The organism is Azospirillum brasilense, from assembly GCF_007827815.1.
Taxonomy (GTDB): Bacteria; Pseudomonadota; Alphaproteobacteria; order Azospirillales; family Azospirillaceae; genus Azospirillum; species Azospirillum brasilense_C.
In genome coordinates, this window is the sequence record NZ_VITH01000013.1 from 94,256 (window position 1) to 119,319 (window position 25,064).

Sequence of the window (25,064 nt, forward strand, 5' to 3'; positions counted from 1 at the left end):
CCCGTATGCTTGGATTGCGAGAACAATTGCGGGGCGAACTTGCCTCGCTGTGAGCGACAGAGTATGGATACGCCGCCCCGCGCCGGCAACGGTAGAGCGGGGGCGCGGACTGCCGGCTTTTTTGCCGGCCCAGACATGGTGTGAGGTATGGCGCGGATCGTCCTCAAGTTCGGCGGCACGTCGGTCGGCGACATCGACCGCATCAAGAACGTGGCCCGAAAGGTCGAGCAGGAAGTCAAGGCGGGGCATCAGGTCGCCGTCGTCGTGTCGGCGATGTCCGGCGTGACCAACCAGCTCGTGAAATACTGCAACGACATCGACAAACTGCACGACGCGCGCGAGTACGACGCCATCGTCGCTTCGGGCGAGCAGGTGACCTCCGGTCTCCTCGCCATCGCGCTGCAGTCGCTCGGCATCCAGGCGCGGTCCTGGCTCGGCTGGCAGATTCCGATCTACAGCGACGAGACGCACGGCAAGGCGCGCATCGTGTCCATCGACACGGCGGAGCTGGACAAGCGGATGAACACCGGCGAGGTCGCCGTGGTCGCCGGTTTCCAGGGCGTGACCGAAAGCGGGCGCATCACCACGCTGGGCCGCGGCGGCTCCGACACCTCGGCGGTCGCGCTCGCGGCGGCGCTGAAGGCCGACCGCTGCGACATCTACACCGATGTGGACGGCGTCTACACCACCGACCCGCGCATCGTCACCAAGGCCCGCAAGCTCTCCAAGATCACCTACGAGGAGATGCTGGAGCTGGCGTCGCAGGGCGCGAAGGTCCTGCAGACCCGCTCGGTCGAGATGGCGATGAACCACCGCGTGCGCGTGCAGGTTCTGTCGAGCTTCGAGGAGGCCGCCGGCAGCGCGCTTCCCGGTACCCTTGTTGTTGACGAGGACGAGATCGTGGAAAAGGAAGTTGTGAGCGGCATCGCCTACAGCCGCGACGAGGCGAAGATCACCCTCATCGGCGTCGCCGACCGTCCGGGCGTGGCGGCCAGCATCTTCGGTCCGCTGACCGACGCCGCCGTCAATGTCGACATGATCGTCCAGAACGTGTCGGAAGACGGCAAGTCCACCGACATGACCTTTACGGTCGGCAAGGCCGACATCGCCCGCGCCGTCAAGGTGCTGGAGGACGCCCAGGCCGAGCTGAACTACAAGCGCATCGTCTCCGACGCCAACGTGGTGAAGGTGTCGGTGATCGGCGTCGGCATGCGCAGCCACGCCGGCGTCGCGCAGCGCATGTTCAAGGCGCTGGCCGACAAGGGCATCAACATCCAGGTCATCTCCACCTCCGAGATCAAGATTTCCGTCCTGATCGCCGAGGAGTATGCGGAGCTGGCGCTGCGCGCGCTGCACACCGCCTACGGGCTGGACGCGGCCTGAGCCGGGTGAAGGGGGAGGGGCGGCGATGACCGACGCCAGGTCCGACGCGGTCGCAGGCGCCCGACTCGACCGGCTGTGGGAGCGTGGCTGCGCCTTCCTCGGCACGCGCACCGCCATCATGGGCGGTGCGATGAGCTGGGTGTCGGAGCGTCATCTCGTCTCCGCCATCTCCAACGCCGGGGGGTTCGGCGTGCTGGCCTGCGGCTCGATGCCGCCGGACCTGCTGGCGGCGGAGATCGCCGCCACGCGGGCGCTGACCGCGAAGCCCTTCGGCGTCAACCTCATCAACATGCACCCGGACCTCGACCGTCTGATCGACGTCTGCCGGGAGCTGGCGGTGAGCCATGTGGTGATCGCCGGGGGCTTCCCCAGCGGCGCCACCATCAAGCGGATCAAGGACGGCGGCGCCCGCGCCATGGCTTTCGCCCCGACGCTGGTCAGCGGCCGGCGGATGGTCAAGATCGGCATCGACGCCCTGGTGATCGAGGGCACGGAGGCCGGCGGCCACATCGGCCCCGTCTCCACCACCGTCCTGGCGCAGGAGATCCTGCCCGACCTGCGCGAGGTCCCGGTCTTCGTGGCCGGCGGCATCGGGCGCGGCGAGGCCATCCTGTCCTATCTGGAGCAGGGGGCGGCGGGCGTGCAGATCGGCACACGCTTCGTCTGCGCCACCGAATCCATCGCGCACCCGCGCTTCAAGCAGGTCTTCATCAAGGCCTCGGCGCGCGACGCCCAGGCGTCGGTGCAGATCGACCCGCGCTTTCCGGTGATCCCGGTGCGGGCGCTGACCAACGCCGGGTCCAAACGCTTCATGGAGCTTCAGCGCGAGGTCATCGCCCGCGTCGACCGCGGCGAGACGACGCGCGACGCCGGCATTCTGGAGATCGAGCATTTCTGGGCCGGCGCGCTGCGCCGCGCGGTGATCGACGGCGACGTGGAGAGCGGCTCGCTGATGGCCGGCCAGAGCGTCGGGCTGGTCACGCGCGAGCAGCCGGTGGCCGAGATCATCGGAGACCTGATGGCCCAGGCCGAAGCGGCGCTGGCCGCCCGCTGCCCGGCATCATCCGACCGGGCTTCCGACCAGCCGGTCATATTGGGGGCGGCGTGAGATGAACGGCGTCGTGGGCGACATCCCCGCCGGTTCGCCGGGCTTCGACGGTGCCGCCTCGCGCCGCCTGCTGGCGCGGCTGCGCGACGTCATGGCCGGCTCCGGCTCCGGCCAGGAGCGTCTCGACAAGATCGTCACCCTGATCGGCATGGAGATGGGGGCGGACGTCTGCTCCTGCTACGTCATGCGGGCGGGCGAGGTGCTGGAGCTGTTCTCCACGCTCGGCCTGAACCAGGACGCTGTGCACAACACCCGCCTGCGCGTGGGCGAGGGCATCGTCGGCGACATCGCCGGACACGCGCGGCCCATCGCGCTGGACAACGCGCCGTCGCACCCCAGCTTCGCCTACCGCCCGGAAACCGGAGAGGACCCGTTCCTGTCGCTGGCCGGCGTGCCGATCCTGCGCGGCGGCAAGGTCCGCGGCGTCCTGGTCATCCAGCACAAGGACCGCCGCCGCTACACCGAGGTCGAGGTCGAGACGCTCCAAACCATCGCCATGGTGGTGGCCGAACTGGTCGCCCAGGGCGAGCTGGTCAACCCGCAGGAGGTCGCCTCCACCGGCGATCCGGCGCTGCTGCCGGCGCGCCTGTCGGGCACCTCGCTGGCCAGCGGCCTGGCGATGGGGCTGGCGGTGATCCACCGCCCGCAGCTGACCATCCGCCAGATGGTGTCCGAGGACGCGGAGAGCGAGCTGGCGCGGCTGAACGCGGCCATCGCCACCATGCACAGCGCCATCGACGACCTGCTGAACGCGGCGGCGCTGGCGGGGCTGAGCGAGCCCAAGGACATCCTGGAAACCTACCGGATGTTCGCCGAGGACCGCGGGTGGCTGTCGCGCATCCGCGAGGCGATCCGCATGGGGCTGACGGCGGAAGGGGCGGTGCAGCAGGTGCAGAACGACACCCGCGCCCGCATGAGCCACCTGACGGACCCCTACATCCGCGAACGTCTGCTCGACCTGGAGGACCTGACCAACCGGCTGCTCCAGCACCTCGCCGGGCGCAAGTCGGAGGCCGACGGCGGCACGCTGCCGGAGGACATCGTCCTGGTCGCGCGGTCGATGGGGCCGGCGGAGCTTCTCGATTACGACCAGCGCCGCCTGCGCGGCGTGATCCTGGAGGAAGGCTCGCCGTCCAGCCACGTCTGCATCGTGGCGCGCGCGCTGAACATCCCGGTGGTGCAGGCGCCCGACGCGCTGAACCGGATCGAGCCGCTGGACCCGGTGATCGTCGACGGCGACCACGGGCAGGCCTTCGTCCGCCCGGCCGAGGACATCCAGATGGCCTTCGCGGAGGCCGTCGCCTTGCGCGCCCGCAAGGAGCAGATGTACGAGGCGATCCGCGCGCAACCCTCGGTGACGCGGGACGGCGTGCCGATCTCCATCCAGCTCAACTGCGGCCTGCTGATCGACCTGCCGCACCTGAAGGCCAGCGGGGCGGAGGGCATCGGCCTCTACCGCACCGAAATCCCCTTCATGGTGCGCTCGACCTACCCGGACGTCCACGCGCAGACCGACCTCTATTCCCGCATCCTCGACCAGACCGACGACAAGCCGGTGGTCTTCCGCACGCTCGACGTCGGCGGCGACAAGATGCTGCCCTACATCGCGGCCAGCGAGGGGGAGGAGAATCCGGCGCTCGGCTGGCGGGCCATCCGCATCGGGCTGGACCACCCGTCGCTGCTGCGCCAGCAACTGCGCGCCCTGCTGCGGGCGTCGGCCGGGCGTCCGCTGTCGGTGATGTTCCCGATGATCGCCGAGGTGGCGGAGTTCGACGCCGCCCGCCGCCTGCTCGACCTCGAGATCGCCCGGCTGGAGGGGCAGGGCGGCGAGCCGCCCAGCCGCGTGCGCGTCGGCACGATGATCGAGGTACCGGCGCTGCTCTGGCAGTTGCCCGCCCTGCTGCCGCGGGTGGACTTCCTGTCGGTCGGCTCCAATGACCTGACCCAGTACATCTTCGCCAGCGACCGCGGCAACCCGCGCACCTCCGGCCGCTACGACCCGCTGTCGCCGGCCATGATGAGCCTGCTGCGGCGGCTGGTCGAGGCCTGCGGCGACGCCAACGTCCCGGTCAGCATCTGCGGCGAGATGGCCGGCCGGCCGCTCGACGCCATGGCGCTGATCGGCATCGGCTTCCGCACCCTGTCGATGTCGCCGCCCTCGGTCGGACCGGTGAAGACGATGCTGCGCTCGCTCGACGTGGCGGCGCTGCGCCAGTACATGAACGGGCTCTACCTGCGCGGCGACCACAGCCTGCGCGACAAGCTGCGCAGCTTCGCCAAGGACCACGGCGTCCTCATCTGAGGCCGCGCCCGAGCCTTCCGCCACCGCCGCTTCCTCCACCCCGGAGCCATATCCGGCGCCGGCGCTTGCCTTGGCGGCGTTTTGTTACAGCGGTTTGGACGAAGGGCGTATACAAGAGGGCAGGATCAAGGTCTTTCCCGGTTGCGCCGACCCCGCGGCTGGCGTACCCATGCCGGGGGTGCGACCATAAGTCATCCGAGGCGACGGTACGGTTGAGATGATGGCCAAGCGCAAGGTTTTCGGCTCCTACGACCCCGCGCAGGACGGCGCGGCGCAGACCGGCCCCAGCGTGTCCGACACCCTGCGCGAGACGCGCGAGAGCCTCGGCTACGACCTGCGCGAGGTCGCGACGATGCTGCGCATCCGCTACCCGTACCTGCAGGCCATCGAGGCGGGCCGGTTCGAGGATCTGCCGGGCACCACCTACGCCGCCGGCTTCCTGCGCTCCTACGCGGAATGCCTGGGGCTCGACCCCGACACCATCCTCACCCGCTACAAGGACGAGGCGGCGGGCCGCACGCGCAGCCAGCAGCTCTATTTCCCGACTCCGGTGCCGGAAGGCCGCATCCCCGGCGGCACGGTCCTGCTCGGCACGATGGTGCTGGCCGGCATCGTCTACGGCGGCTGGTACTATCTGTCGGCGACCGACCGGTCGATGGTCGATCTGGTCCCGACCCTGCCCGACCGTCTGGTCTCGCTGCTCGACACGCTGCCCTTCAACGCCAATCAGACGGGCGGCCAAACCGCCGCTCTGCCGGCGCCGGCCGAATCGCCCGCCGCCCCGGCCTCGGTGCCGACCGTGATGGCGGAAGCTCCGTCCGTCTCGGCGGTTCCCCCGGTGACCGCTTCGCCTCAGGCAGGCGGCGCCTCCACGGCGGTGCCCGTCCCGTCACCGCCTGCTCCGGTGGCGTCGGTTCCCGCTGCTCCGGTCCCGACCGCCCAGGCTCCCGCGGCTCCGGCCAAGCCCGCCGCGGCCCCCGCTCCGGTGGTCGCCCAGCCGGCGCCGGTCGCTCCCGCCAAGCCGAGCGCTCCCACGGCGGCTCCCGCTCCCGCTGCCGCGCCCCCGTCAGCTGCCCCGTCGGCCATGGTGAACGTCCCGCCGCCGCCGGCCGAAGACGACGAGTCGGAAGGCGCCGCGCAGGAGCCGACGCCGCTCACCCCCGCCGCACCGGTCATCGCCAGCCTGCCGCCCGCGGCTCCGGCGGCGCCGCCGCCCGCCGCCGATGGGGCGCTGCCGTCGAAGGTCTACGGCACGCAGAACACCGCCTCGCGCATCCAGCTCCGCGCCACCCAGGACAGCTGGATCCAGGTGCGGGACAACAGCGGCGAGATCATCTTCACCCGCGTGCTGAAGCCGGGTGACGTCTACCGCGTGCCCGACCGCTCGGGCATCCGGGTGCGCACCGGCAACGCCGGCGGCCTGATCGTCGTCACCGACGGGGTGGATGGCGCGGCGATGGGCGCGGTCGGGCAGGTGCTGCGCGACGTGTCGCTGGACCAGCACGCCCCGACCCTGCGCGGCGCCGCCCCCGCTCATTGACGACGGGCCGTTCCCGACAAGCCGGAAACGGCTTTTTCCCTTGAATCCGGCGCGGCGGACCGCACTTCAGGCGTGATGCCGGCTGCGCTATAAGACGCGCCGGACCCGATTCATGCCCCGAGGCCACAGCCCATGAGCAGCGTGCGCGCCTACCGCCAGATCCTTCGCCGCAAGTCCCGCCAGATCCGGGTGGGCAACGTGCTCGTCGGCGGTGACGCGCCGATTTCGGTGCAGACGATGACCAACACGCCGACCGCCGACATCACCGCCACGGTGGCGCAGATCCAGGCGGCGGAGCGGGTGGGCGCCGACATCGTGCGCGTCTCCTGCCCCGACCAGGAATCGGCGCTGGCGCTGAAGCAGATCGTGCCGCAGGTCTCGGTGCCGATCGTCGCGGACATCCATTTCCACTACAAGCGCGCCATCGAGGCGGCGCAGAGCGGGGCGGCCTGCCTGCGCATCAACCCTGGGAACATCGGTTCGGCCGAGCGGGTGCGCGAGGTCGTGAAGGCGGCCAAGGACTACGGCTGCTCCATGCGCATCGGCGTCAACGCCGGCTCGCTGGAGCAGGACCTGCTGGAGAAGTACGGCGAGCCCTGCCCGGAGGCGCTGGTCGAGAGCGCCCTGAACCACGCCAAGATCCTGGAGGACCATGACTTCACCGAGTTCAAGATCTCGGTGAAGGCGTCCGACGTGTTCCTGGCGGTGGCCGCCTACCAGGGTCTGGCCGAGGCCTGCGACTACCCGCTGCACATCGGCATCACCGAGGCCGGCGGCCTGCGCGCCGGGACGGTAAAGTCGTCCATCGGGCTGGGCATGCTGCTGTGGTCGGGCATCGGCGACACCATCCGCGTGTCCCTGTCGGCCGAGCCGGCGGAGGAGGTCCAGGTCGGCTACGAGATGCTGAAGTCGCTGGGCCTGCGGCGGCGCGGCGTCACGGTCATCTCCTGCCCGAGCTGCGCGCGGCAGAATTTCAACGTCATCAAGACGGTGGAGACGCTGGAGGCGCGGCTGGCTCACATCACCACGCCGCTGACCCTGTCGGTCATCGGCTGCGTGGTCAACGGCCCCGGCGAGGCGCGCGAGACCGACATCGGCCTGACCGGCGGGGGCAACAACACCCATCAGGTCTATCTGTCCGGCGTCACCGACCACCGGCTGAAGGACCAGAACATCGTCGACCACCTTGTCGGGCTGGTCGAGAAGAAGGCCGCCGAGATCGAAGCGGCCAAAGCCGCCGAGAAGGCCACCGAAAAGGCGGCGGAAAACGCCGCCGAGTGACGGAACCGGCGCGGGCGGACAAATTGAACTAGGGACGCTCCGCGCCATCCGTGCTTAAATCCGCGGCCACCGTACCATCCTTGTCGGCCGTGCCGCGGCCTGGGCCAGAGTCAGAGTGACCGCTTCCTATTTCGTCATCGGCGCCAGCCACCGGTCCTGCTCCGGCGCGATCCGCGACCGTCTGACGACGGAGGAGGCGGAGGTGCCGGCGATGCTGGAGCGGCTGAGCGCCGCCGGCATCACCCAGGCGATGTGGCTCAGCACCTGCGACCGGGTCGAGGTGCAGGCGGTGCACGAGCGCCCGAACGAGGCCGCTCTCACCATCGCCGGGATCATGGCGGAGCGGGTGGGGCTGAGCGAGCCCGACCTCGCCGGGCAGCTCTACACCCTGACCGGCCCGGCGGCGGTGCGCCACGTCTTCGCCGTCGCCTGCTCGCTCGACAGCCAGATCGTCGGGGAGCCGCACATCCTCGGGCAGGTCAAGGCCGCCCACCGCCACGCCGCCGCCGCCGGCCTGTCCGGGCCGGAGCTGGAGGGGATTCTCCAGGCCGCCTATGGTGCTGCCAAGCGGGTGCGGCGCGAGACGCCGATCGCCGAGGGCGCCACCTCGCTGGTCGCGGCGGCGGTCCAGGTGGCCCGCGACCTGCACGGCGACCTGAGGCGCTGCACCGGCCTGCTGATGGGGTTGGGCGACATGGGCGCCCTGGTGCTGGAAGGCTTGCGCGAGGCCGGGCTGGGACGGCTGATCGTCGCCGCCCCGGTGGACCGCCGGGCCGAAGCGGCGGCGCGGCGGATGGACAGCCACTTCGCGCCCTGGGCCGATCTCGATTCGGCGCTGACCAGCGCGGATATCGTGGTGACCGCGGCGGGTCTGGGGCGCTATATCCTCTCCGCACCGCAGTTGGGGGCGGCGTTGAAGCGCCGCCGCCGGCGCCCGGTGTTCGTGGTGGACGCGGCGATCCCAGCCGACGTCGATCCGGACGTCGCCGGGCTGGACGAGGCCTTCGTCTACGACCTCGCCGATCTGGAGCGCGTGGCGTTGCAGGGGCGGGTGGGGCGCGAGGCGGCGACCCAGGCGGCCTGGACCATCGTGGACGAGGCCCTGGCGGCCTTCGCCCGCCACCGGGCCGAGCGCGCCGCGGTGCCCGCCGTGGCGGCGCTGCGGACGCATTTCGAGATGGAGCGGCGGCGCCTGCTGGACGAGCAGCGGGGGCTGGACGCGGCGTCGGCGACGCGGCTGCTGGTCAACCGGCTGCTGCACGGCCCGTCGGAGGCGCTGCGCGCCATGGCGGCGGACCCGGACGGCGCCGGTCTGGCGGAGCGGGCGGCGGCGGAACGGCTGCTGTTCCGGCTGTTCCGGCTGGACGAGCCCGCCGGCGGTGGCTTGGCCGAAACCGGTCAGGGTGCCGGAAGCGATTTGGATAAGGACGAGCGACGTGAGCCTGGACGAGAAGTTCAATAGGGTCGTGGCCCGCCATGACGAGCTGCGGGACGCGATGGCGGCGGGGACGGTGGACCCGGCGGACTTCGCCCGGCTGTCGAAGGAATACGCCGACCTGACGCCGGTGGCCGAGGCCATCGCCGAGTTGAAGAAGGCGAAGGCGGAGGCCGCCGATCTGGCCGGCATGATCGCCGACCCGGCGGGCGATGCCGAGATGAAGGCGCTGGCCGAGGAGGAGTTCGCCGAGCTCACCCGTGGCATCCCCGCCCTGGAGCGCCGGGTGCAGATCGCCCTGCTGCCCAAGGACGAGGCGGACGAGAAGAACGCCATCCTGGAGGTGCGCGCCGGCACCGGCGGCGACGAGGCGGCCCTGTTCGCCGCGGAGCTGTTCGAGATGTACCGCCGCTACGCCGGGCTTCGGGGCTGGCGGTTCGAGACGATGGAGGTCAGCGAGACCGGCATCGGCGGCTACAAGGAGGCCATCGCCAACATCACCGGCCGCAACGTCTTCGCCCGGCTGAAGTTCGAATCGGGTGTCCACCGTGTGCAGCGCGTCCCGGCGACCGAGACGCAGGGGCGCATCCACACCTCCGCCGCCACCGTCGCGGTGCTGCCCGAAGCGGAGGAGGTGGACATCCACATCGACGAGAAGGACCTGCGCATCGACGTGTTCCGTTCCAGCGGTCCCGGCGGCCAGTCGGTGAACACGACGGACAGCGCGGTGCGCATCACCCACCTGCCGACCGGCCTCGTCGTCAGCCAGCAGGACGAGAAGAGCCAGCACAAGAACAAGGCCAAGGCCCTGAAGGTGCTGCGTGCCCGTCTCTACGAGCGGGAGCGCGCCGAGAAGGACAAGGCCCGCGCCGCCGACCGCAAGAGCCAGGTGGGCTCCGGCGACCGCTCGGAGCGCATCCGCACCTACAACTTCCCGCAAGGGCGCGTGACCGACCACCGCATCAACCTGACGCTCTACAAGATCGAGAAGGTGATGGCCGGCGAGGCGCTGGACGAGCTGATCGACGCGCTGACGGCGGAAGACGAGGCGGCGCGGCTGTCGGAGCTGCAGTAGGGCGGTCTAATCTCCCTCCCCCGCCAACGGCGGGGGAGGGTCGGGGAGGGGGCCGAGCGCCTCGCCGATGATGCGGGCCACCCCCTCCGGGTTGTTCAGCACGTCGTTGTTCCAGAAGCGTAGGACCCGCCAGCCATGGTGCCGCAGATGCTCGTCCCGAATGGAGTCGTAGGCCGAGTCAGCGTGCTGGCCACCGTCCGTCTCGACCACCAGCCGCGCTTCGACGCAGGCGAAATCGGCGATGTAGGGAGGGATCGGGTGCTGACGCCGAAAGTACCATCCACCAATCTGGCGCCGCCGCACAATCGCCCAAAGCTTGCGCTCCGCGTCGGTCGGGACATGGCGCATGGTTCGGGCGCGGTCGCGCGTGTCTTCCTTGATGCGGGGCATGGCGGGCAACCTCTTGCCCCCTCCCTAACCCTCCCCCGCTGCGCGGTGGAGGGGACAAAGCGACGCAGCGTTCAAGCTCCCTCCACCGCCTATGGCGGGGGAGGGCTGGGGAGGGGGCCATGACCATCACGCTTCACCAACTCCGCCGCACCGCCGAGGCCCGCCTGCGCGAGGCCGGGGTGGACACGCCCGACCTCGACGCGCGCCTGCTCGTCGAGCACGCGCTGGGTCTCACCCGCCACGACCTGTTCACCCGGGCCAACGACCCCGTGCCCGAATCAGACGCCGCGCGCCTCCTCGCCCTGGTCGAGCGGCGGGCGGCGCGGGAGCCGGTGGGGCGCATCCTCGGCCATCGCGATTTCTGGACGATCGACCTCGCTCTCAACCCCGACACGCTGGAACCCCGGCCCGACACCGAGACGCTGGTCGAGGCGGTGCTGAAGGCGCTGCCGGACCGGAGCGCGCCGCTGCGGCTGCTCGACCTCGGCACCGGCACCGGCTGCATCCTGCTCGCCCTGCTGGCGGAACTGCCCAACGCCAGCGGCCTCGGCGTCGATCTCAGCCCCGGCGCGGTGGCCGCCGCCACCGAGAACGCGGCGCGCAACGGGCTGGCGGAGCGGGCGCGCTTCCAGACCGGCAACTGGGGTGCCGGGCTGGCCGAGCGGTTCGCCGTTGTCGTTTCCAACCCGCCCTACATCCCCAGCGCCGACATCGCCGCGCTCGATCCGGAAGTGCGGGAGCACGACCCGCTGCGGGCGCTGGACGGTGGTGCCGATGGGCTGGATGCCTACCGGATCATCGCTGCGCAGTTGCCCGACCTGCTCCAGCCGGGCGGTCTGGCCGGGCTGGAGGTCGGGCAGGGGCAGGCGGCGGACGTGGCCGGGCTGCTGGCCGCCGCGGGGCTGGAGCCGGCAGGCGTCTTCCGGGATCTGGGCGGCGTGGAACGCTGCGTCCTGGGGCGGAAGCGGCCGTGATTTCGCCCCATCCCCCCAAAAAAAAGGTTGGATTGACGCGCGGTCCCCAGTAGGGTGCAAGGACGACGATGGCCCGGGGACGATCATCCCAGGGCGTACCCATGGCCTCCGGAAACCCCGCGCGGTTGGGCGGACGTCCGAGAAGGCAGACCGGTTGATCGGTTGGGCGCGTCGATTTGATCCCTGCGACCCATCCGCGGTTGGTTCCGCGGCGGGCCCGGCGACCGGATGGTCAGCCAGGGCGTTTGCGGGATTGCACTTCTCTTACATGGGGCCATAAGAGCCAAATGAGACAAGGACCGAACTCCAGGCGCTCGCGCGGTCGTGGCAACGGCGGCGGTGGTGGCGGAGGTGGCGGCGGCGGAGGTGGCGGCGGCAACCGCCGGCAGAACGTTCCGCTGCGTCACCAGACCTTCGACAGCAATGGTCCGGACGTGCGCATCCGCGGCAACGCGTGGCAGGTCCATGAAAAGTATCTGGCGCTGGCCCGCGACGCCTCCTCGTCCGGCGACCGCGTCCAGGCCGAAAACTACCTTCAGCATGCGGAGCATTATTTCCGCATCATCAACCAGATCCAGGAATCCGAGAACCGCCAGCGCGGCAACGTCGGCGCCGCGGGCCTTGGCCCGCAGCCCAGCCTGGGCGGTTCGGCGGAGGACGAGGACGGTGGCGAGATGGGCGACGAGTCCGAGACGGCCGCCGACGAACGCACCCCGATGAGCGCCTGACCGTCCGTTTGATGACCATCGGTCCTGAGGCCGGGGAGTTCCGGCTTCAGGCCTGACGGGTTTCAGGCCTGACGGTGTTCAGGATTGCGCGTTCTTTCAGGCCGGCAGGTCGTCGGCCAGCGCCACCGGGTCGCCCACCGCGATCCGGCCCCCATGCACCACCCGGGCATAAACTCCACACTGCGTGTGATCGTAACCGCGCTCCAGAATGGGGAGCGTGTTGAGGTCGCGCGCACCGGTCGCCGGGTTGACCTCGCTGGACGGCCGGCAATCCTTGTGGTCGCAGATGCGCAGGGTGACCTCGCCGACGGTCAGCAGCGCGCCGATCCACTGGCGTTCCACCCAGGGTTCCAGCCCGTCGATCATCAGGTTGGCGCGGAAGCGCCGCGGGTCGACCGGCTGCTTGGCCACCCGCTCCTCCAGATCCCGCACGCTGGCGAGATTGAGGATGGAGACCGCGGCCTCCTCCCGGTCGGTGAAGGAGAAACCGCCGCCCTGCGCCGGGTTCCTGGCCTCGGCCAGCTTGGGCAGGCCGGGAGCGGCGCCGGCCAGATAGGCGGCGAAGAACTGCTCCACCAGCATCCGGCCCATCGGCTGGTCCAGACGCCCGCGCGACACCTGCTTGCCACCGCGCCGGATGATCAGCGACTGGGTGGCCTCGTCGAACTCGGAATCGAGCAGCGCCAGCTTCTCGTTCCGGTCGAGCGTGAAGAAATCCTCGTTCGGGCGCCAGCCCTCGACATCCGGAGTCAGGGCGGCCGGGCCGTGCAGCAGGCCGAAGCGCCGGTCAAAGGGGATGGGTTGGCCGGTGACGAGGTCAACGGCGGGAAGATCCTGGCCGCTCAGCCCCTTCACGGGGTAGCGGCGTATGGCGGCGACGGTCGCGGGCATTGCATCGCACAATGGTGGGACCGGTTCGCTTCTGTCAACCGTCGCAATCGAAAACCATCACCAGCGCTCGGCCAAAGGCTCCCGACCCTGGAACTCGGCGATTCGCCGCCGCGTCGCGGGGGAGGTGTCCTCCGGCAGCCGGTCCAGCGGGAAGAAGCGCGCCTCCAGGATCTCCACCCCGTCGGCCTGGAGCGTTCCCGACCATCCGCGCGCGACGAAGACCGCCACATGGTCGCTCGCGCCGTGCCGGAAGCGGGCGTAGACGCCGAAGGGCTGCGGGCCGCTCTCCACGGTCAACCCGACCTCCTCGCGCACCTCGCGGCGCATCGCCTCCACCAAAGTCTCGCCTTTTCCGACTCCGCCGCCCGGAAAATGCCAGCCGCCGACGTAGCTGTGGCGGATCAGCAGGACCGAGGCCGCCCCGCCCCCAGGGTCCGAGTCGTCGAGGATGATCCCCCGCACCCCCATGGTCAGCGGGCGCGCCACCCAATGCCACATGTTGCGGCCGTGCCAGGCCAGCCGCATCAGGGGGGTGGTCACGGCGGGCCGCAGGGCCTTGGTCGAAGGGTCGCGCGGGGAGCTGGTGGGCGTGGCCGTCATGAAGGCGGGAGTCCGTGGCATTGGGCGAAAACCCTAGCCTTTTCCGGCGGGCCGCGGAAAGCCACCCTTTCGGCGCGGGTCCGACAAAAGCAATAACCACGCGTACCGGGGGGTCTTGCATACGGATGGGCCTCTCCCACATCTACGGCGACGCATGCATCCTTGCGGATCGCACTGGTAACGTGGATCGGACTGACCGGGCTGCCTCGCGGACGGTCGGCGATGAAGGGAGCACATCATGGACTTCGAAAAATACACCGAGCGCAGCCGAGGCTTCGTGCAGGCGGCGCAGACCCTGGCCCTGCGGCGCGGCCACCAGCGGCTGACGCCGGAACACCTGCTGAAGACCCTTCTGGACGACAAGGAAGGCTTGGCCGCCAACCTGATCCGGGCGGCTGGCGGCGACCCCGCCCTGGCGCTGTCGGGCGTGGACGCCGAACTGGACAAGCAGCCCAAGGTGGAAGGCGCCGGGGCCGGGCAGGTGTATCTGACGCCGGAACTGTCCCGCGTGTTCGAGCAGGCCGAGACGGTCGCCAAGAAGGCCGGCGACAGCTACGTCACGGCGGAGCGCATCCTGCTGGCGCTCGCCATGGCCGACGGCACGCCGTCCGCCGCGGTTCTGAAGCGCGCGGGCGTCACCCCGCAGGCGCTGAACACCGCGATCAACGAGGTGCGCAAGGGCCGCACCGCCGACACCGCCAGCGCCGAGCAGGGCTACGACGCGCTGAAGAAATACGCCCGCGACCTGACCGAGTCGGCGCGCGAGGGCAAGCTCGACCCCGTCATCGGGCGCGACGAGGAAATCCGCCGCACCATCCAGGTGCTGGCGCGGCGCACCAAGAACAACCCCGTCCTGATCGGCGAGCCGGGCGTCGGCAAGACCGCCATCGTCGAGGGACTCGCCCAGCGCATCGTCAAGGGCGACGTGCCGGAAGGGCTGAAGAACAAGAAGCTGCTGTCGCTCGACCTCGCCGGCATGGTGGCCGGCGCCAAATACCGCGGCGAGTTCGAGGAGCGGCTGAAGGCCGTGCTCCAGGAAATCCAGGCGGCGGCGGGCGAGATCATCGTCTTCATCGACGAGCTGCACACGCTGGTCGGCGCCGGCAAGGCGGACGGCGCCATGGACGCCTCCAACATGCTGAAGCCGGCGCTGGCGCGCGGCGAGCTGCATTGCGTCGGCGCGACCACGCTGGACGAGTACCGCAAGCACATCGAGAAGGACGCGGCGCTGGCTCGCCGCTTCCAGCCCGTCTTCGTGCCCGAGCCGACGGTGGAGGACACCATCTCCATCCTGCGCGGCCTGAAGGAGCGCTACGAGGTGCACCACGGCGTGCGCATCACCGACGCGGCCATCGTGTCGGCGGCAACCCTGTCGAACCGCTACATCACCGACCGCTTCCTGCCCGACAAGGCCATCGACCTGATCGACGAGGCGGCGAGCCGCCTGCGCATGGCCGTGGACAGCAAGCCGGAGAACATCGACGAGCTGGACCGCCGCATCATCCAGCTGAAGATCGAGCGGGAGGCGCTGAAGCGCGAGTCCGACGAGGCCTCGCGCGCCCGGCTTGCCAATCTGGAAGGCGAGCTGGCCGACCTGGAGCAGGAATCCGCCGAGCTGACCGCCAAGTGGCAGGCCGAGAAGGACCAGCTCCAGGGTGCGCAGAAGATCAAGGAGGATCTGGAGAAGGCCCGCACCGAGCTGGAGCAGGCCCAGCGCGACGGCAATTGGGGACGGGCCGGCGAGCTGGCCTACGGCGTCATCCCCGACCTGGAGAAGCGTCTGAAGGAGGCGGAGGCCCACGCCGCCAACCGCATGCTGAACGAGGAGGTGCGCGACAGCGACATCGCCGCCGTGGTCAGCCGCTGGACCGGCGTGCCGGTGGACAAGATGCTGGCCGGCGAGCGGGAGAAGCTGCTGGCGATGGAAACCCGCCTGAAGACCCGCGTGATCGGGCAGGACGAGGCCATCGTGGCGGTCTCCAACGCCGTCCGCCGCGCCCGCGCCGGCCTGCAGGACCCCAACCGGCCGATCGGCTCCTTCCTGTTCCTCGGCCCGACCGGCGTCGGCAAGACCGAGCTGACCAAGGCGTTGGCCGAGTTCCTGTTCGACGACGAGACGGCGATGGTCCGGCTCGACATGTCGGAATACATGGAGAAGCACTCCGTCGCCCGCATGATCGGCGCGCCTCCGGGCTATGTCGGCTATGAGGAGGGCGGGGCGCTGACCGAGGCGGTGCGCCGCCGGCCCTATCAGGTCGTGCTGTTCGACGAGGTCGAGAAGGCCCACCCGGACGTCTTCAACGTGCTGCTCCAGGTGCTCGACGACGGGCGCCTGACCGACGGGCAGGGGCGGACGGTGGATTTCCGCAACGTGGTCATCATCATGACCTCGAACCTCGGCTCCGAGGTGCTGGCGGCCCAGCCGGAAGGCCAGGACAGCGGCGCCGTGCGCGACGAGGTGATGGAGGTGGTCCGCGCCCATTTCCGGCCGGAGTTCCTGAACCGGCTGGACGAGATCCTGCTGTTCCACCGTCTGGACCGCAGCCACATGGGCGGGATCGTGACGATCCAGCTCGGCCGGCTGGTCCGCATGCTCGCCGATCGCGACATCACGCTGGAGGTGGACGAGGCGGCGACGCAGTGGCTGGCCGAGGCCGGCTACGACCCGGTCTACGGCGCGCGCCCGCTGAAGCGGGTGATCCAGCGGGAGCTGCAGAACCCGCTGGCCACCATGATCCTGGAGGGCCGCGTCGCCGACGGCCAGACGGTCAAGGTGGGGGCGGAAGGCGGCGAGCTGACCATCAACGGCCTGCCCGTCTCCGCCCAGGTGCGCAGCGCGGCGACGCAGCCGGTGACCACGGTTCATTGATGGGTGTGCATTGATGATGCGGGCGGGGGCCTTTCGCGAGGCCCCTCGCCCGTCACGTCACCACGAACTCCCGGGCCACCGCGGCGAAGTGGCAGGAAGCCGCCACGATGACCAGCGCGTGCCAGACCGGAATGTTGTAGGGCAGGCGGTCCAGCGTGTGGATGAAGGCCCCCACCGTGTAGACCACCCCGCCGACCGCCAGCAGAAGCAGCGTCGTCGGCGACAGCGACCGCCACAGCGGTTCGGCCACCGACAGGATGGCCCAGCCGAGCCCGAGATAGAGCACGAAGCCCAGCCGTTCGTACCGCCAGGAGGCGAACAGCTTCAGCGCCACCCCGCCCAGCGCCACCACCCACACCGCGACGCCCAGCGGGAGTCCCGCGGCGCCGTCCAGCCGGTTCAGGGTGAAAGGGGTGTAGCTGCCGGCGATCATCACATAGATCATCGCGTGGTCGACTCGCCGCAGCACCGCCTTGCGCCGGCCCGGCTGGGCCAGGTTGTAGGCGGCCGACGCGCTCAGCATGCCGACCAGCCCGGCGCCGTAGGCCGCCAGCGACACCATCTCGGTCGCGGAAACATGGCCCGCCGTCACGGCCAGCAGCCAGGACGCGCCGATCAGGCCGGCGATCACGCCGATGGCGTGGATGACCGCGTCCGCCGCACGCTCCCCCGCCGTGTGGACGGGAAACTCGAAGCAGGAATCGGGTTTCATGGGACCAGCCTGCCGGAAAGGCGGGCGGATGGAAAGCCCTCCCCCGGCACGCCGGCCCCATCGGAATCGTTAACTCCGCAGATAGACCCGGTTGATGTAGGGGTCGTAACGGCGGTCCGGATTCGGCAGCACCGGCTGGAGCGGACCGAAGCGGTTGCGCAGCAGCGTGTATTCGGTGACGACGATCAGCCGGTCGCTGTGCGTCGGCTGGAGAGCCTTGTGCATCCCGCTGTTGTCGGCCAGGAAGCAATCGCCCGCCCGCCCGGTCAGCGCGACGGGCGCCGACGCGCCGTAGACCGCCTCGACCTCGGCGTCGGAATGATTGCGCCGCTCCAGAAGCTCCTGCCCGTGCTGGGAGGCTGGGACGTAGATGTGCGGCCCGCCGCCCATGTCGGTGTCCGTCAGATACAGGAACATCTTGAAGTGGCGGACTTGGTTGTAGTCCCGGTGGTAGTTCTGCGTGCTGATCCGCGGGTTGGGCCGGGCCAGCGACCACCAGACCGACATGCCGTCGATGGTCGGCTTGCAGCCATGGAACGCCTCCGCGACCTCCAGGACGAGCGGGTGGTTGATGGTGTCCAGCAGGTGAGGCGCGGCGAGGAACTGCTCCTCCACATAGCGGGCCATCTGGATGTCCGGTGACGGCACCTTGTCGATGGTGAAGGAGCCATATTGCCGGTGGCCGCCATCGAAGCAGGGCTGTTCCTCGAAGTAGCGCCGCATCGCCGCGACCTGCTCGTCGGTCATCAGGCGGAACGCCTCGGTGTAGCCGCGTGTCTCCAACTGGGTCTTCAGGCTCAACGCCCGTTCGGATGGCGTGAAGCCGGGGGTGCGGGGCCGGAAGGGCGCGACCAGCGACGCGGCGAGCTTGCGCCGCGGCTCGATCTTCAGACGGGGGATCTGATGCCAGATGGCATCGTCGATCCAACGGGCCTTGTTGTTGAACGGTACCTTCACGCGAATGGGCTCCACGGCAGGTGCGGCGGGTGCGAGGGTGGCGAAGAAATACCCTAAATACGGGAATTTTTCATCATTCGTTCGCATGCGGCATTTTGCGCGCGGCAGGGTGGATGGACTTGTCTCCCGGACAATAAAAGGCGGGCGGCGTGCTCGTCGCAGCGCTATGGTCCGCAACCCGACGCTGTTCCAAGGAACGGTTCAAGAAGACGCATCAGAACGATCATGACCAGACGATCCAGCTTCGCCGCCGGCGCCCGCGACACCCTGCCGATGGTCATCGGCGCGGCGCCCTTCGGGGTGATCTTCGGCACGCTGGTGGCCGCCGGGCCGCTGGCGGCGTGGCAGGGGCAGCTGATGTCCCTGTCGGTTTATGCGGGGTCCAGCCAGTTCATCGCGCTGGGTCTGGTGGCCGGGCACGCCGGGCTGGCGGTGATCTGGCTGACCACGCTCATCGTGAACCTGCGCCACGCCCTCTACGCCGCCACGCTGCTGCCGCACGTCGCCCATCTGCCGGCGCGCTGGCGCTGGACGCTGGGCTTCTTCCTGACGGACGAGACCTTCGCGGTGATGGCCGGCTATTACGCGCGGCACCCGCGGGCGCCGCTCGGGCACTGGTACTTCCTGGGCTCCTGCCTGTCGATGTACGCGAACTGGCAATTCTGGACCCTGGTCGGTCTGCTGTTCGGCGCGGCCTTCCCGCAGCTCCAGTCGCTGGGGCTCGACTTCGCGATGGTCGCCACCTTCATCGCCATCGTCGTGCCGCAGCTTGCCAGCCTGCCCAACTTCGCGGCGGCGGTGGCGGCGGGGGCCGTGGCCTATCTGGGGCAGGACGTGCCCTACAAGCTGGGGCTGATGGCCGCCGTGGTGGCCGGCGTCGCCGTCGGGATGGCCCTGCAGCGCTGGCGCTCCGGCGGGCTGGAGGCCGGCCGGCAGGAGGAAGCGGCATGACCGGAACCGTCCTGACCAACACCGTCATGATCCTGGGCATGGCGGCGGTCACCGTCTTCGTCAAGGCGGCGCTGTTCGTGCTGGGCGACCGCGTGGTCTTCCCGCCGCTGCTGAAGCAGGCGCTGGGCTTCGTCCCGGTGACGGTGCTGACCGCCATCATCGTGCCGATGATCCTGTCGCCGAACGGCGAGGGGCTGGAACTGACCTGGAGGAACCCGCAGCTGGTCGGCGCGCTGGCCGCGGTTCTCGCCTGCGTGGTGACGGGCAAGCAGCTCCTCACCATCGCCGTGGCGCTGGGCGTCTTCTTCGTCTGGCAGTTGGGCGTCCTCGCCTAGGCGTTGGGCGTAAGGGCCGGCGCCACTTTCCTGCCACAAACAGTGCATAGCCGTTCTGCCGCGGCGCGGTGGCGCGGGTGGGGGCGCATCCTGTATGGTCGCCCGATCGAAAGGGCTACCCAACCGAGTCCGTGATGACCAGACGCCTGCGCCTTGTTCCCGTCTCCCTCGCCGTGGCCTGCGCGGTGATGCTGACCGCCTGCCAGACGGGTGAGCGGACCAACCGCGCACCCGTGGTGCAGGGGACCGCCAGCGCCTCCCCGGCCGGGCTCGACACCGTCTCTGGCGAGTGGGAAACCGACAAGACCACCGCGCTGCGCTCGCAGCCGAGCAACAGCGCGCCCATCATCGCCACCTTCCCGCCCGGCCAGCCTTTGAAGGTGCTGGGCCGTGCCCGCGGCACCGACTGGGTGGCGGTTCAGGCGGTGGGATCGACCGCCTATGTGCGGATGCATCTGCTGCGCCTGCGCGGCAGCGCGCCCGTCCAGGCCGCCCGCGGCACGACGACCACCGTCGCCAAGCCGGAGGACAACGCCGGCCCCTCGATCAAGGCCGCCCCGCGCCGCAAGATCGAGGCGACGCCGATCGCGAACTGAGGCGGGGGGTGCGGCTTGCCCCCACCCCGGCCCTCCCCCTCTTCGAGGGAGAGGGTGCCTTCTGCGAAGCGGCATCCGTCCCCTCCACCTCGAAGAGGGGGAGGGTTAGGGAGGGGGCAACGTCAGCGTCCGCATGACCTGACGAAAACGCTCAGAACTCCTTCCAGTCGTCGTCCTCGCTGACGTTGCGCTTGAGCGCGGCGCCCGAATGGGCCGCTGCGCGGGTCGGGCGGGACGCCGAAGCGGCCGGACGCGCCACCGGCGCGACGTGCCGCGGGCTCGAAGCGGTGGTCGCAACCGCGACCGGCACGGCCCGCGGGTCCAGCTTGAAGAAGCCGATCAGCCCCTTCAGGTCGTTGGCCTGACCGGCCATCGCCTGCGCCGCCGCGGTGGTTTCCTCGACGAGCGCGGCGTTTTTCTGGGTCATCTCGTCCATTTGCGAGACGGTGGCGTTGATCTCGTCGAGCGCCGCCGCCTGCTCCGACGAGGCCGAGGCCATCTCGGCGATCAGCCCGGCGACCTGCTGGACGCCCGAGACGATGCCCTCCAGCGCGTCGCCGGCCTTCTTGACCAGCTCCACCCCGTCCTTGACCTGGGCGTCGCTGTCGAGGATCAGCCCCTTGATCTCCTTGGACGCCTGGGCGGAGCGCTGGGCGAGGTTGCGCACCTCCTGGGCCACCACGGCGAAGCCGCGCCCGGCGTCGCCGGCCCGCGCCGCCTCCACCGCCGCGTTCAGCGCCAGCAGGTTGGTCTGGAAGGCGATCTCGTCGATCACCCCGATGATGTCGGTGATCTTGCGGCTCGACGCCTCGATGCGCTTCATCGCATCGATGGCCGAGCCCGCCACCGTGCCGCCGGACTCCGCGGCGGTGCGGGCGTCGGCGGCCATGCCGTTGGCGCGCTGGGCGTTGTCGGCGTTGGAGCGCACGGTCGCCCCCAGCTCCTCCATGCTCGCCGCCGTCTCCTCCAGCGAGGAGGCCTGCTGCTCCGTCCGCTCCGCGAGGTCGGAGGAGCCGATGGAGACCTCGCCTGCCGCCGAGGCGATGGTGTCCGCCGCCTGGGTGATCTGGCCGACAATCTCCGACAGCTTGGCGGAGGTGGCGTTGACGTCGGTCTTCAGCGTCTGGAAGGCCCCCTCGTAGTCGCGCTCGACCCGCTTGTTGAGGTCGCCCTGGGCGAGCGCGCTGAGCACCGCGCCGAGATCGGCGATGACCGCCTCCACCGTGTCGGTCAGACGGTTGATGCCCGCCGACATGGTCCGGTAGAAGCCGTCCTTGCCGGAAAGGTCGAGGCGGCGCGACAGGTCGCCCTTCGACACCCCGTCGATCAGCGCGGCGATCTCCTCGCCGATGGCCGTTTCGCGGGCGCGCTGCGCCTCGTCGGCGCGGCGTTCGGCCTCCAGGCGGGCGCGCTCCGCCTCGTCCATCGCCTTCTTCTGGATGGCGTTGTCCTTGAACACCTGAACCGCCTGGGCCATCTGCCCGATCTCGTCGCCGCGGTCGAGGCCGGGAACGGCGACGTCCAGCTTGTCGGCGGCAAGGTCGTGCATGGTCGCGCTCATCGCCCGCACCGCGCCCATCTGGCGGCGGACCAGGAAGAAGCTGACCAGACCGAAGGCCAGCGTGACCAGCGGCGCCACCACCAGGATGGCGCGCTCCACCTCGTCCACAACCCTCATCACGTCGGCCCGCTTCAGCCCGACGAACAGAACGCCGACCACCGAGCCGGAGGCGTCGAGCAGCGGGTCGTAGGAGGTGAAGTAGCGCTCGCCCAGGATGTCGGCCTCGCCGCGGTAGGGCTTGCGCTGCGTGATGACGCTGTCGAAGACCGGCCCGGCGCCCAGCTTGGTGCCGTTGGCCCGGCTGCCGTCGGGGTTCTGCACGGTGGTGGCGACGCGGGTGTCGCCGCGGAACACCGTGGCCGCACCGCCGGTCAGCTCGCGGATCTGGTCGACCATGCGGGTGTCGCCGTCAACCCGCACCGACCCGACGTAGAGCGCGCCGTCGCGGATGCTGTAGTCGGCGCCGTTCTGCTTCAGCAGCATGTGGGCCAGCGCCATGCTGCGCTCCCGCTGCTCCTGCGCGGAGGCGGCGCTGCGGTCGCTCAGCACATGGCTGGAGGCCAGAGTCAGCACGATGGCCAGGATGAACAGCCCCAGCACATTCAGAAGGGACAGTTTGGCGGTCAGGGAGAGGTTTTTCAGCACGTTCGGCCCTATGCGGCAATCGCTCCGCAGCCCTCGCCGACGGAGATAGGCTTTTAGTCTAATACGGTTTTATCCATTCGTCCGCGTGCAATTTTTCGGAGTCGGTCTCCCGTCCGTTCCACCGGGGAGACCCGATCGACCGCCATGCAGCGGGCGCACGGCGCGTCTTCCTTGGTTGGCGGCGCATGTGGCCCTAGGTTAGGGCAGCCGCTTTTGGCAACCGACCCTTTTCCCGGACTCCCCCATGCGCCGCCGCACCAGCAACCCCAGCCCGGCCCCGTCCTATGCGGAGGCCGCGTCCAGCACCGGCGACATGGCGGCGCTGCGCTCGCTCGTCCCCTATCTGTGGCCGCAGGATTCCTTCGAGACGAAGCTGCGCGTCGTCGTGGCGCTGGTCCTGCTGGTCGGCGCCAAGGTGGCGAACGTCTGGGTTCCGCTCTTCTACAAGCGGGCGGTCGACGCCCTGTCGCCGGGCGACGCCGGGGCGCTGGTGACGATCCCGCTGGGGCTGATCGTCGCCTACGGGCTGGCACGCGTGATGTCGCTGGTCTTCGCGGAACTGCGCGACGCGGTGTTCGCCAACGTCGCCCAGCGCACGATCCGCAAGGTCGCCCTGTCGGTCTTCCAGCATCTGCACGCCCTGTCGCTGCGCTTCCATCTGGAGCGGCAGACCGGCGGCCTGACCCGCTCGCTGGAGCGCGGCACCCGCGCCATCGAGACGCTGCTGCGTTACGCCCTGTTCTCCATCGTGCCGACGCTGGTCGAGATCACGCTGGTCTGCGTGATCCTGTGGCGGATGTTCGACGGCTGGTTCGCGCTGGCGACCTTCGCCACGGTGGGAAGCTACATCGCCTACACCTTCTTCGTGTCGGAATGGCGCATCCAGTTCCGCCGCGCCATGAACGAGACCGACAACAAGGCCAACACCAAGGCGGTGGACAGCCTGCTGAACTACGAGACCGTCAAGTATTTCGGCAACGAGGGGCACGAGGCCCGGCGCTACGACCAAGCGCTGGCCTCCTACGAGCAGGCGGCGGTCAAGAGCCAGCGCAGCCTGTCGCTGCTGAACATCGGCCAGTCGGCGATCATCTCGCTGGGGCTGGCGGTTGTCATGGGCATGGCGGCGCGCGGCATCGTCAACGGCACGATGACGCTGGGCGACTTCGTTCTGGTGAACACCTACCTGCTCCAGCTCTACCAGCCGCTGAACTTCTTCGGGGTGGTGTACCGCGAGATCAAGCAGGCGCTGATCGACGTGGAATCGATGGTGACGCTGCTGTCGGTGGACCGCGAGGTGGCCGACCGGCCGGGCGCACCGGCGCTGGACATCACGGGGGGCGAGCTGCGCTTCGACGGGGTGGAGTTCGGCTACGACCCGCGGCGCCCGATCCTCAAGGGGGTGAGCTTCACCGTGCCCGCCGGGCGGACGGTGGCCATCGTCGGGCCGTCCGGGGCGGGCAAATCGACCATCGGACGGCTGCTGTTCCGCTTCTACGACGTGTCGGGCGGCGGCATCCTGATCGACGGGCAGGACATCCGGGAGGTGACCCAGCAATCGCTGCGCGGCGCCATCGGCATCGTCCCGCAGGACACGGTGCTGTTCAACGACACGGTCTATTACAACATCGCCTACGGCCGCCCCGGCGCCAGCCCGGCGGAGGTCGAGCAGGCGGCCCGGCTGGCCCACATCCACAACTTCATCATGGCGCTCCCCGACGGCTACGAGACCACGGTGGGGGAGCGCGGGCTGAAGCTGTCCGGCGGCGAGAAGCAGCGCGTCGCCATCGCCCGCACCATCCTGAAGAACCCGGCGATCCTGCTGTTCGACGAGGCGACTTCGGCGCTCGACACCCACACCGAGCGGGAGATCCAGGCGAACCTGCGCGAGGTCAGCCGCGGCCGCACCACGCTCGTGATCGCGCACCGCCTGTCCACCGTGATCGACGCCGACGAGATCCTGGTGATGGAGGCCGGGCGTGTGATCGAACGGGGACGCCACATGGAACTGCTGTCGCGCGGCGGCGCCTATGCCGCATTGTGGGCGCGGCAGCAGGAATCCTCCCAGGGGCCGGAACCGGTTCCGGAAGTCCTCGCCCCCACTTAACCTCATCATCACGACGGAGCATCCCTTTGGGACCGGTACGGCAGGCGCTGCGCGAGGCGACCCGCGACATTCATGAACGGCTGGACCGCGCGGCGGTCCTGCGCCCGCTGACCAGCCCGACGATCACCGTGGAGGAGTATCGCAACGCCCTGATCGCCCTGCACGGCTTCAACGCCCCCATTGAGAGGGCGTTGGGCGAGGGGGCCGAGCGGCTGGACCTGCTGCGCGCCGATCTCGCCGATCTGGGGGTGGATGCGGACTCATTACCGGTGGCCGCGGCGTTGCCGGCGCTGGACGGCCTGCCGGCGCGGCTGGCGGCGCGCTACGTGCTCGACGGCTCCGCCCATGGTGGGCGGGCGATGCTGCCCAACGTCTCCCGCGCGCTGGGCTTCGACGCCACGCGCGGGGCGCGCTTCCTGGCCTCGGCCGGGATCGACATGGCCGGCCGGTGGAAGGCGCTGCTCGCCCGGCTGGAGAGCGATCTGGAGACGCCCGAATCGGCGCAGGCCGCCTGCGCCACGGCGGTCGCCCTGTTCGCCGCGCTGGAGGTCTGGCTGGACGGGCTGGCCGCGAAGGCGGCGTGACGCTCATCGAAGCCGACCGATCGACGCAGCGGATCGAAGAGGG

Annotated in this window: 21 protein-coding genes; 15 read left to right on the forward strand and 6 right to left on the reverse strand. The window is 70.0% G+C overall.

The genetic code is table 11. The annotated features are described in order from the left end of the window. The first annotated feature begins 147 nt into the window (after positions 1-147). From FBZ83_RS23885 to prfA, 7 genes are all read left to right on the forward strand, one after another. Positions 148-1,383: an aspartate kinase gene (locus FBZ83_RS23885; RefSeq protein WP_040133868.1), complete on the forward strand. Its 1,236-nt coding sequence runs from the start codon at positions 148-150 to the stop codon at positions 1,381-1,383. A gap of 25 nt (positions 1,384-1,408) precedes the next feature. Beyond that, positions 1,409-2,491, forward strand: coding sequence for an NAD(P)H-dependent flavin oxidoreductase (locus tag FBZ83_RS23890; RefSeq protein WP_145689213.1), 1,083 nt, complete (start codon positions 1,409-1,411; stop codon positions 2,489-2,491). A 1-nt stretch (position 2,492) separates the two neighbouring features. Continuing rightward, complete coding sequence (ptsP, locus tag FBZ83_RS23895; RefSeq protein ID WP_145689214.1) at positions 2,493-4,793, forward strand: phosphoenolpyruvate--protein phosphotransferase; 2,301 nt, start codon at positions 2,493-2,495, stop codon at positions 4,791-4,793. Between the two features lie 220 nt (positions 4,794-5,013). Further along, on the forward strand, positions 5,014-6,333 hold the full coding sequence (locus FBZ83_RS23900; protein WP_145689280.1) for a helix-turn-helix domain-containing protein: 1,320 nt from the start codon (positions 5,014-5,016) through the stop codon (positions 6,331-6,333). A gap of 132 nt (positions 6,334-6,465) precedes the next feature. After that, positions 6,466-7,614 carry a flavodoxin-dependent (E)-4-hydroxy-3-methylbut-2-enyl-diphosphate synthase gene (ispG, locus tag FBZ83_RS23905; protein WP_145689215.1) on the forward strand — a complete coding sequence of 383 codons (1,149 nt, stop codon included), beginning with the start codon at positions 6,466-6,468 and terminating at the stop codon, positions 7,612-7,614. Between the two features lie 115 nt (positions 7,615-7,729). Then, entirely contained in the window at positions 7,730-9,076 is a 1,347-nt protein-coding gene (hemA, locus tag FBZ83_RS23910) for a glutamyl-tRNA reductase (protein WP_145689216.1), read from the forward strand. Continuing rightward, complete coding sequence (gene prfA / locus FBZ83_RS23915; RefSeq protein ID WP_145689217.1) at positions 9,051-10,124, forward strand: peptide chain release factor 1; 1,074 nt, start codon at positions 9,051-9,053, stop codon at positions 10,122-10,124. Before hemA ends, prfA begins: the two co-directional genes overlap by 26 nt. 6 nt (positions 10,125-10,130) lie before the next feature. Here prfA and FBZ83_RS23920 read toward each other — a convergent pair whose 3' ends face one another. Then, positions 10,131-10,514 carry an endonuclease domain-containing protein gene (locus tag FBZ83_RS23920; RefSeq protein WP_145689281.1) on the reverse strand — a complete coding sequence of 128 codons (384 nt, stop codon included), beginning with the start codon at positions 10,512-10,514 and terminating at the stop codon, positions 10,131-10,133. Between the two features lie 119 nt (positions 10,515-10,633). On the opposite strand from FBZ83_RS23920, the gene prmC reads away from it, so the two are divergent. Beyond that, positions 10,634-11,488 (forward strand): peptide chain release factor N(5)-glutamine methyltransferase, encoded by an 855-nt coding sequence (prmC, locus tag FBZ83_RS23925; protein WP_145689218.1) that lies wholly within the window; start codon positions 10,634-10,636, stop codon positions 11,486-11,488. A 287-nt stretch (positions 11,489-11,775) separates the two neighbouring features. After that, positions 11,776-12,216: a DUF4167 domain-containing protein gene (locus FBZ83_RS23930; RefSeq protein ID WP_145689219.1), complete on the forward strand. Its 441-nt coding sequence runs from the start codon at positions 11,776-11,778 to the stop codon at positions 12,214-12,216. A 96-nt stretch (positions 12,217-12,312) separates the two neighbouring features. Here FBZ83_RS23930 and FBZ83_RS23935 read toward each other — a convergent pair whose 3' ends face one another. Together FBZ83_RS23935 and FBZ83_RS23940 are read right to left on the reverse strand one after the other, a co-directional pair. After that, positions 12,313-13,107 (reverse strand): MOSC domain-containing protein, encoded by a 795-nt coding sequence (locus FBZ83_RS23935; RefSeq protein WP_145689220.1) that lies wholly within the window; start codon positions 13,105-13,107, stop codon positions 12,313-12,315. 57 nt (positions 13,108-13,164) lie between these two features. Next, positions 13,165-13,707 carry an NUDIX domain-containing protein gene (locus tag FBZ83_RS23940; protein ID WP_145689221.1) on the reverse strand — a complete coding sequence of 181 codons (543 nt, stop codon included), beginning with the start codon at positions 13,705-13,707 and terminating at the stop codon, positions 13,165-13,167. Between the two features lie 238 nt (positions 13,708-13,945). On the opposite strand from FBZ83_RS23940, the gene clpB reads away from it, so the two are divergent. Then, a complete protein-coding gene (gene clpB, locus FBZ83_RS23945) occupies positions 13,946-16,576 on the forward strand; it encodes an ATP-dependent chaperone ClpB (RefSeq protein ID WP_137104552.1) in 2,631 nt (876 codons plus the stop codon). 52 nt (positions 16,577-16,628) lie between these two features. Here the strand turns inward: clpB and trhA are convergent, their stop codons facing one another. Then, on the reverse strand, positions 16,629-17,288 hold the full coding sequence (gene trhA / locus FBZ83_RS23950) for a PAQR family membrane homeostasis protein TrhA (protein WP_145689222.1): 660 nt from the start codon (positions 17,286-17,288) through the stop codon (positions 16,629-16,631). Positions 17,289-17,357: 69 nt separating this feature from the next. Continuing rightward, the gene (locus FBZ83_RS23955; RefSeq protein WP_145689223.1) at positions 17,358-18,245 is read right to left on the reverse strand and encodes a phytanoyl-CoA dioxygenase family protein; all 888 of its coding nucleotides are present in this window, start codon (positions 18,243-18,245) and stop codon (positions 17,358-17,360) included. A 225-nt stretch (positions 18,246-18,470) separates the two neighbouring features. Between FBZ83_RS23955 and FBZ83_RS23960 the strand changes: the two genes are divergently transcribed. The 3 genes from FBZ83_RS23960 (at position 18,471) to FBZ83_RS23970 (ending at position 20,127) form a co-directional block, all read left to right on the forward strand. After that, entirely contained in the window at positions 18,471-19,196 is a 726-nt protein-coding gene (locus FBZ83_RS23960) for an AzlC family ABC transporter permease (RefSeq protein ID WP_145689224.1), read from the forward strand. Further along, positions 19,193-19,531, forward strand: coding sequence for an AzlD domain-containing protein (locus tag FBZ83_RS23965; RefSeq protein ID WP_200479606.1), 339 nt, complete (start codon positions 19,193-19,195; stop codon positions 19,529-19,531). The genes FBZ83_RS23960 and FBZ83_RS23965 overlap by 4 nt, the downstream gene beginning before the upstream one ends. A 134-nt stretch (positions 19,532-19,665) precedes the next feature. Then, a complete protein-coding gene (locus FBZ83_RS23970) occupies positions 19,666-20,127 on the forward strand; it encodes an SH3 domain-containing protein (protein WP_145689225.1) in 462 nt (153 codons plus the stop codon). Between the two features lie 151 nt (positions 20,128-20,278). Here FBZ83_RS23970 and FBZ83_RS23975 read toward each other — a convergent pair whose 3' ends face one another. Beyond that, positions 20,279-22,333 (reverse strand): methyl-accepting chemotaxis protein, encoded by a 2,055-nt coding sequence (locus tag FBZ83_RS23975; protein WP_145689226.1) that lies wholly within the window; start codon positions 22,331-22,333, stop codon positions 20,279-20,281. A gap of 244 nt (positions 22,334-22,577) precedes the next feature. On the opposite strand from FBZ83_RS23975, the gene FBZ83_RS23980 reads away from it, so the two are divergent. After that, positions 22,578-24,437 carry an ABCB family ABC transporter ATP-binding protein/permease gene (locus FBZ83_RS23980; protein ID WP_145689227.1) on the forward strand — a complete coding sequence of 620 codons (1,860 nt, stop codon included), beginning with the start codon at positions 22,578-22,580 and terminating at the stop codon, positions 24,435-24,437. A 26-nt stretch (positions 24,438-24,463) separates the two neighbouring features. After that, positions 24,464-25,021 (forward strand): biliverdin-producing heme oxygenase, encoded by a 558-nt coding sequence (locus FBZ83_RS23985; protein WP_145689228.1) that lies wholly within the window; start codon positions 24,464-24,466, stop codon positions 25,019-25,021. The last annotated feature ends 43 nt before the right edge of the window (positions 25,022-25,064 follow it).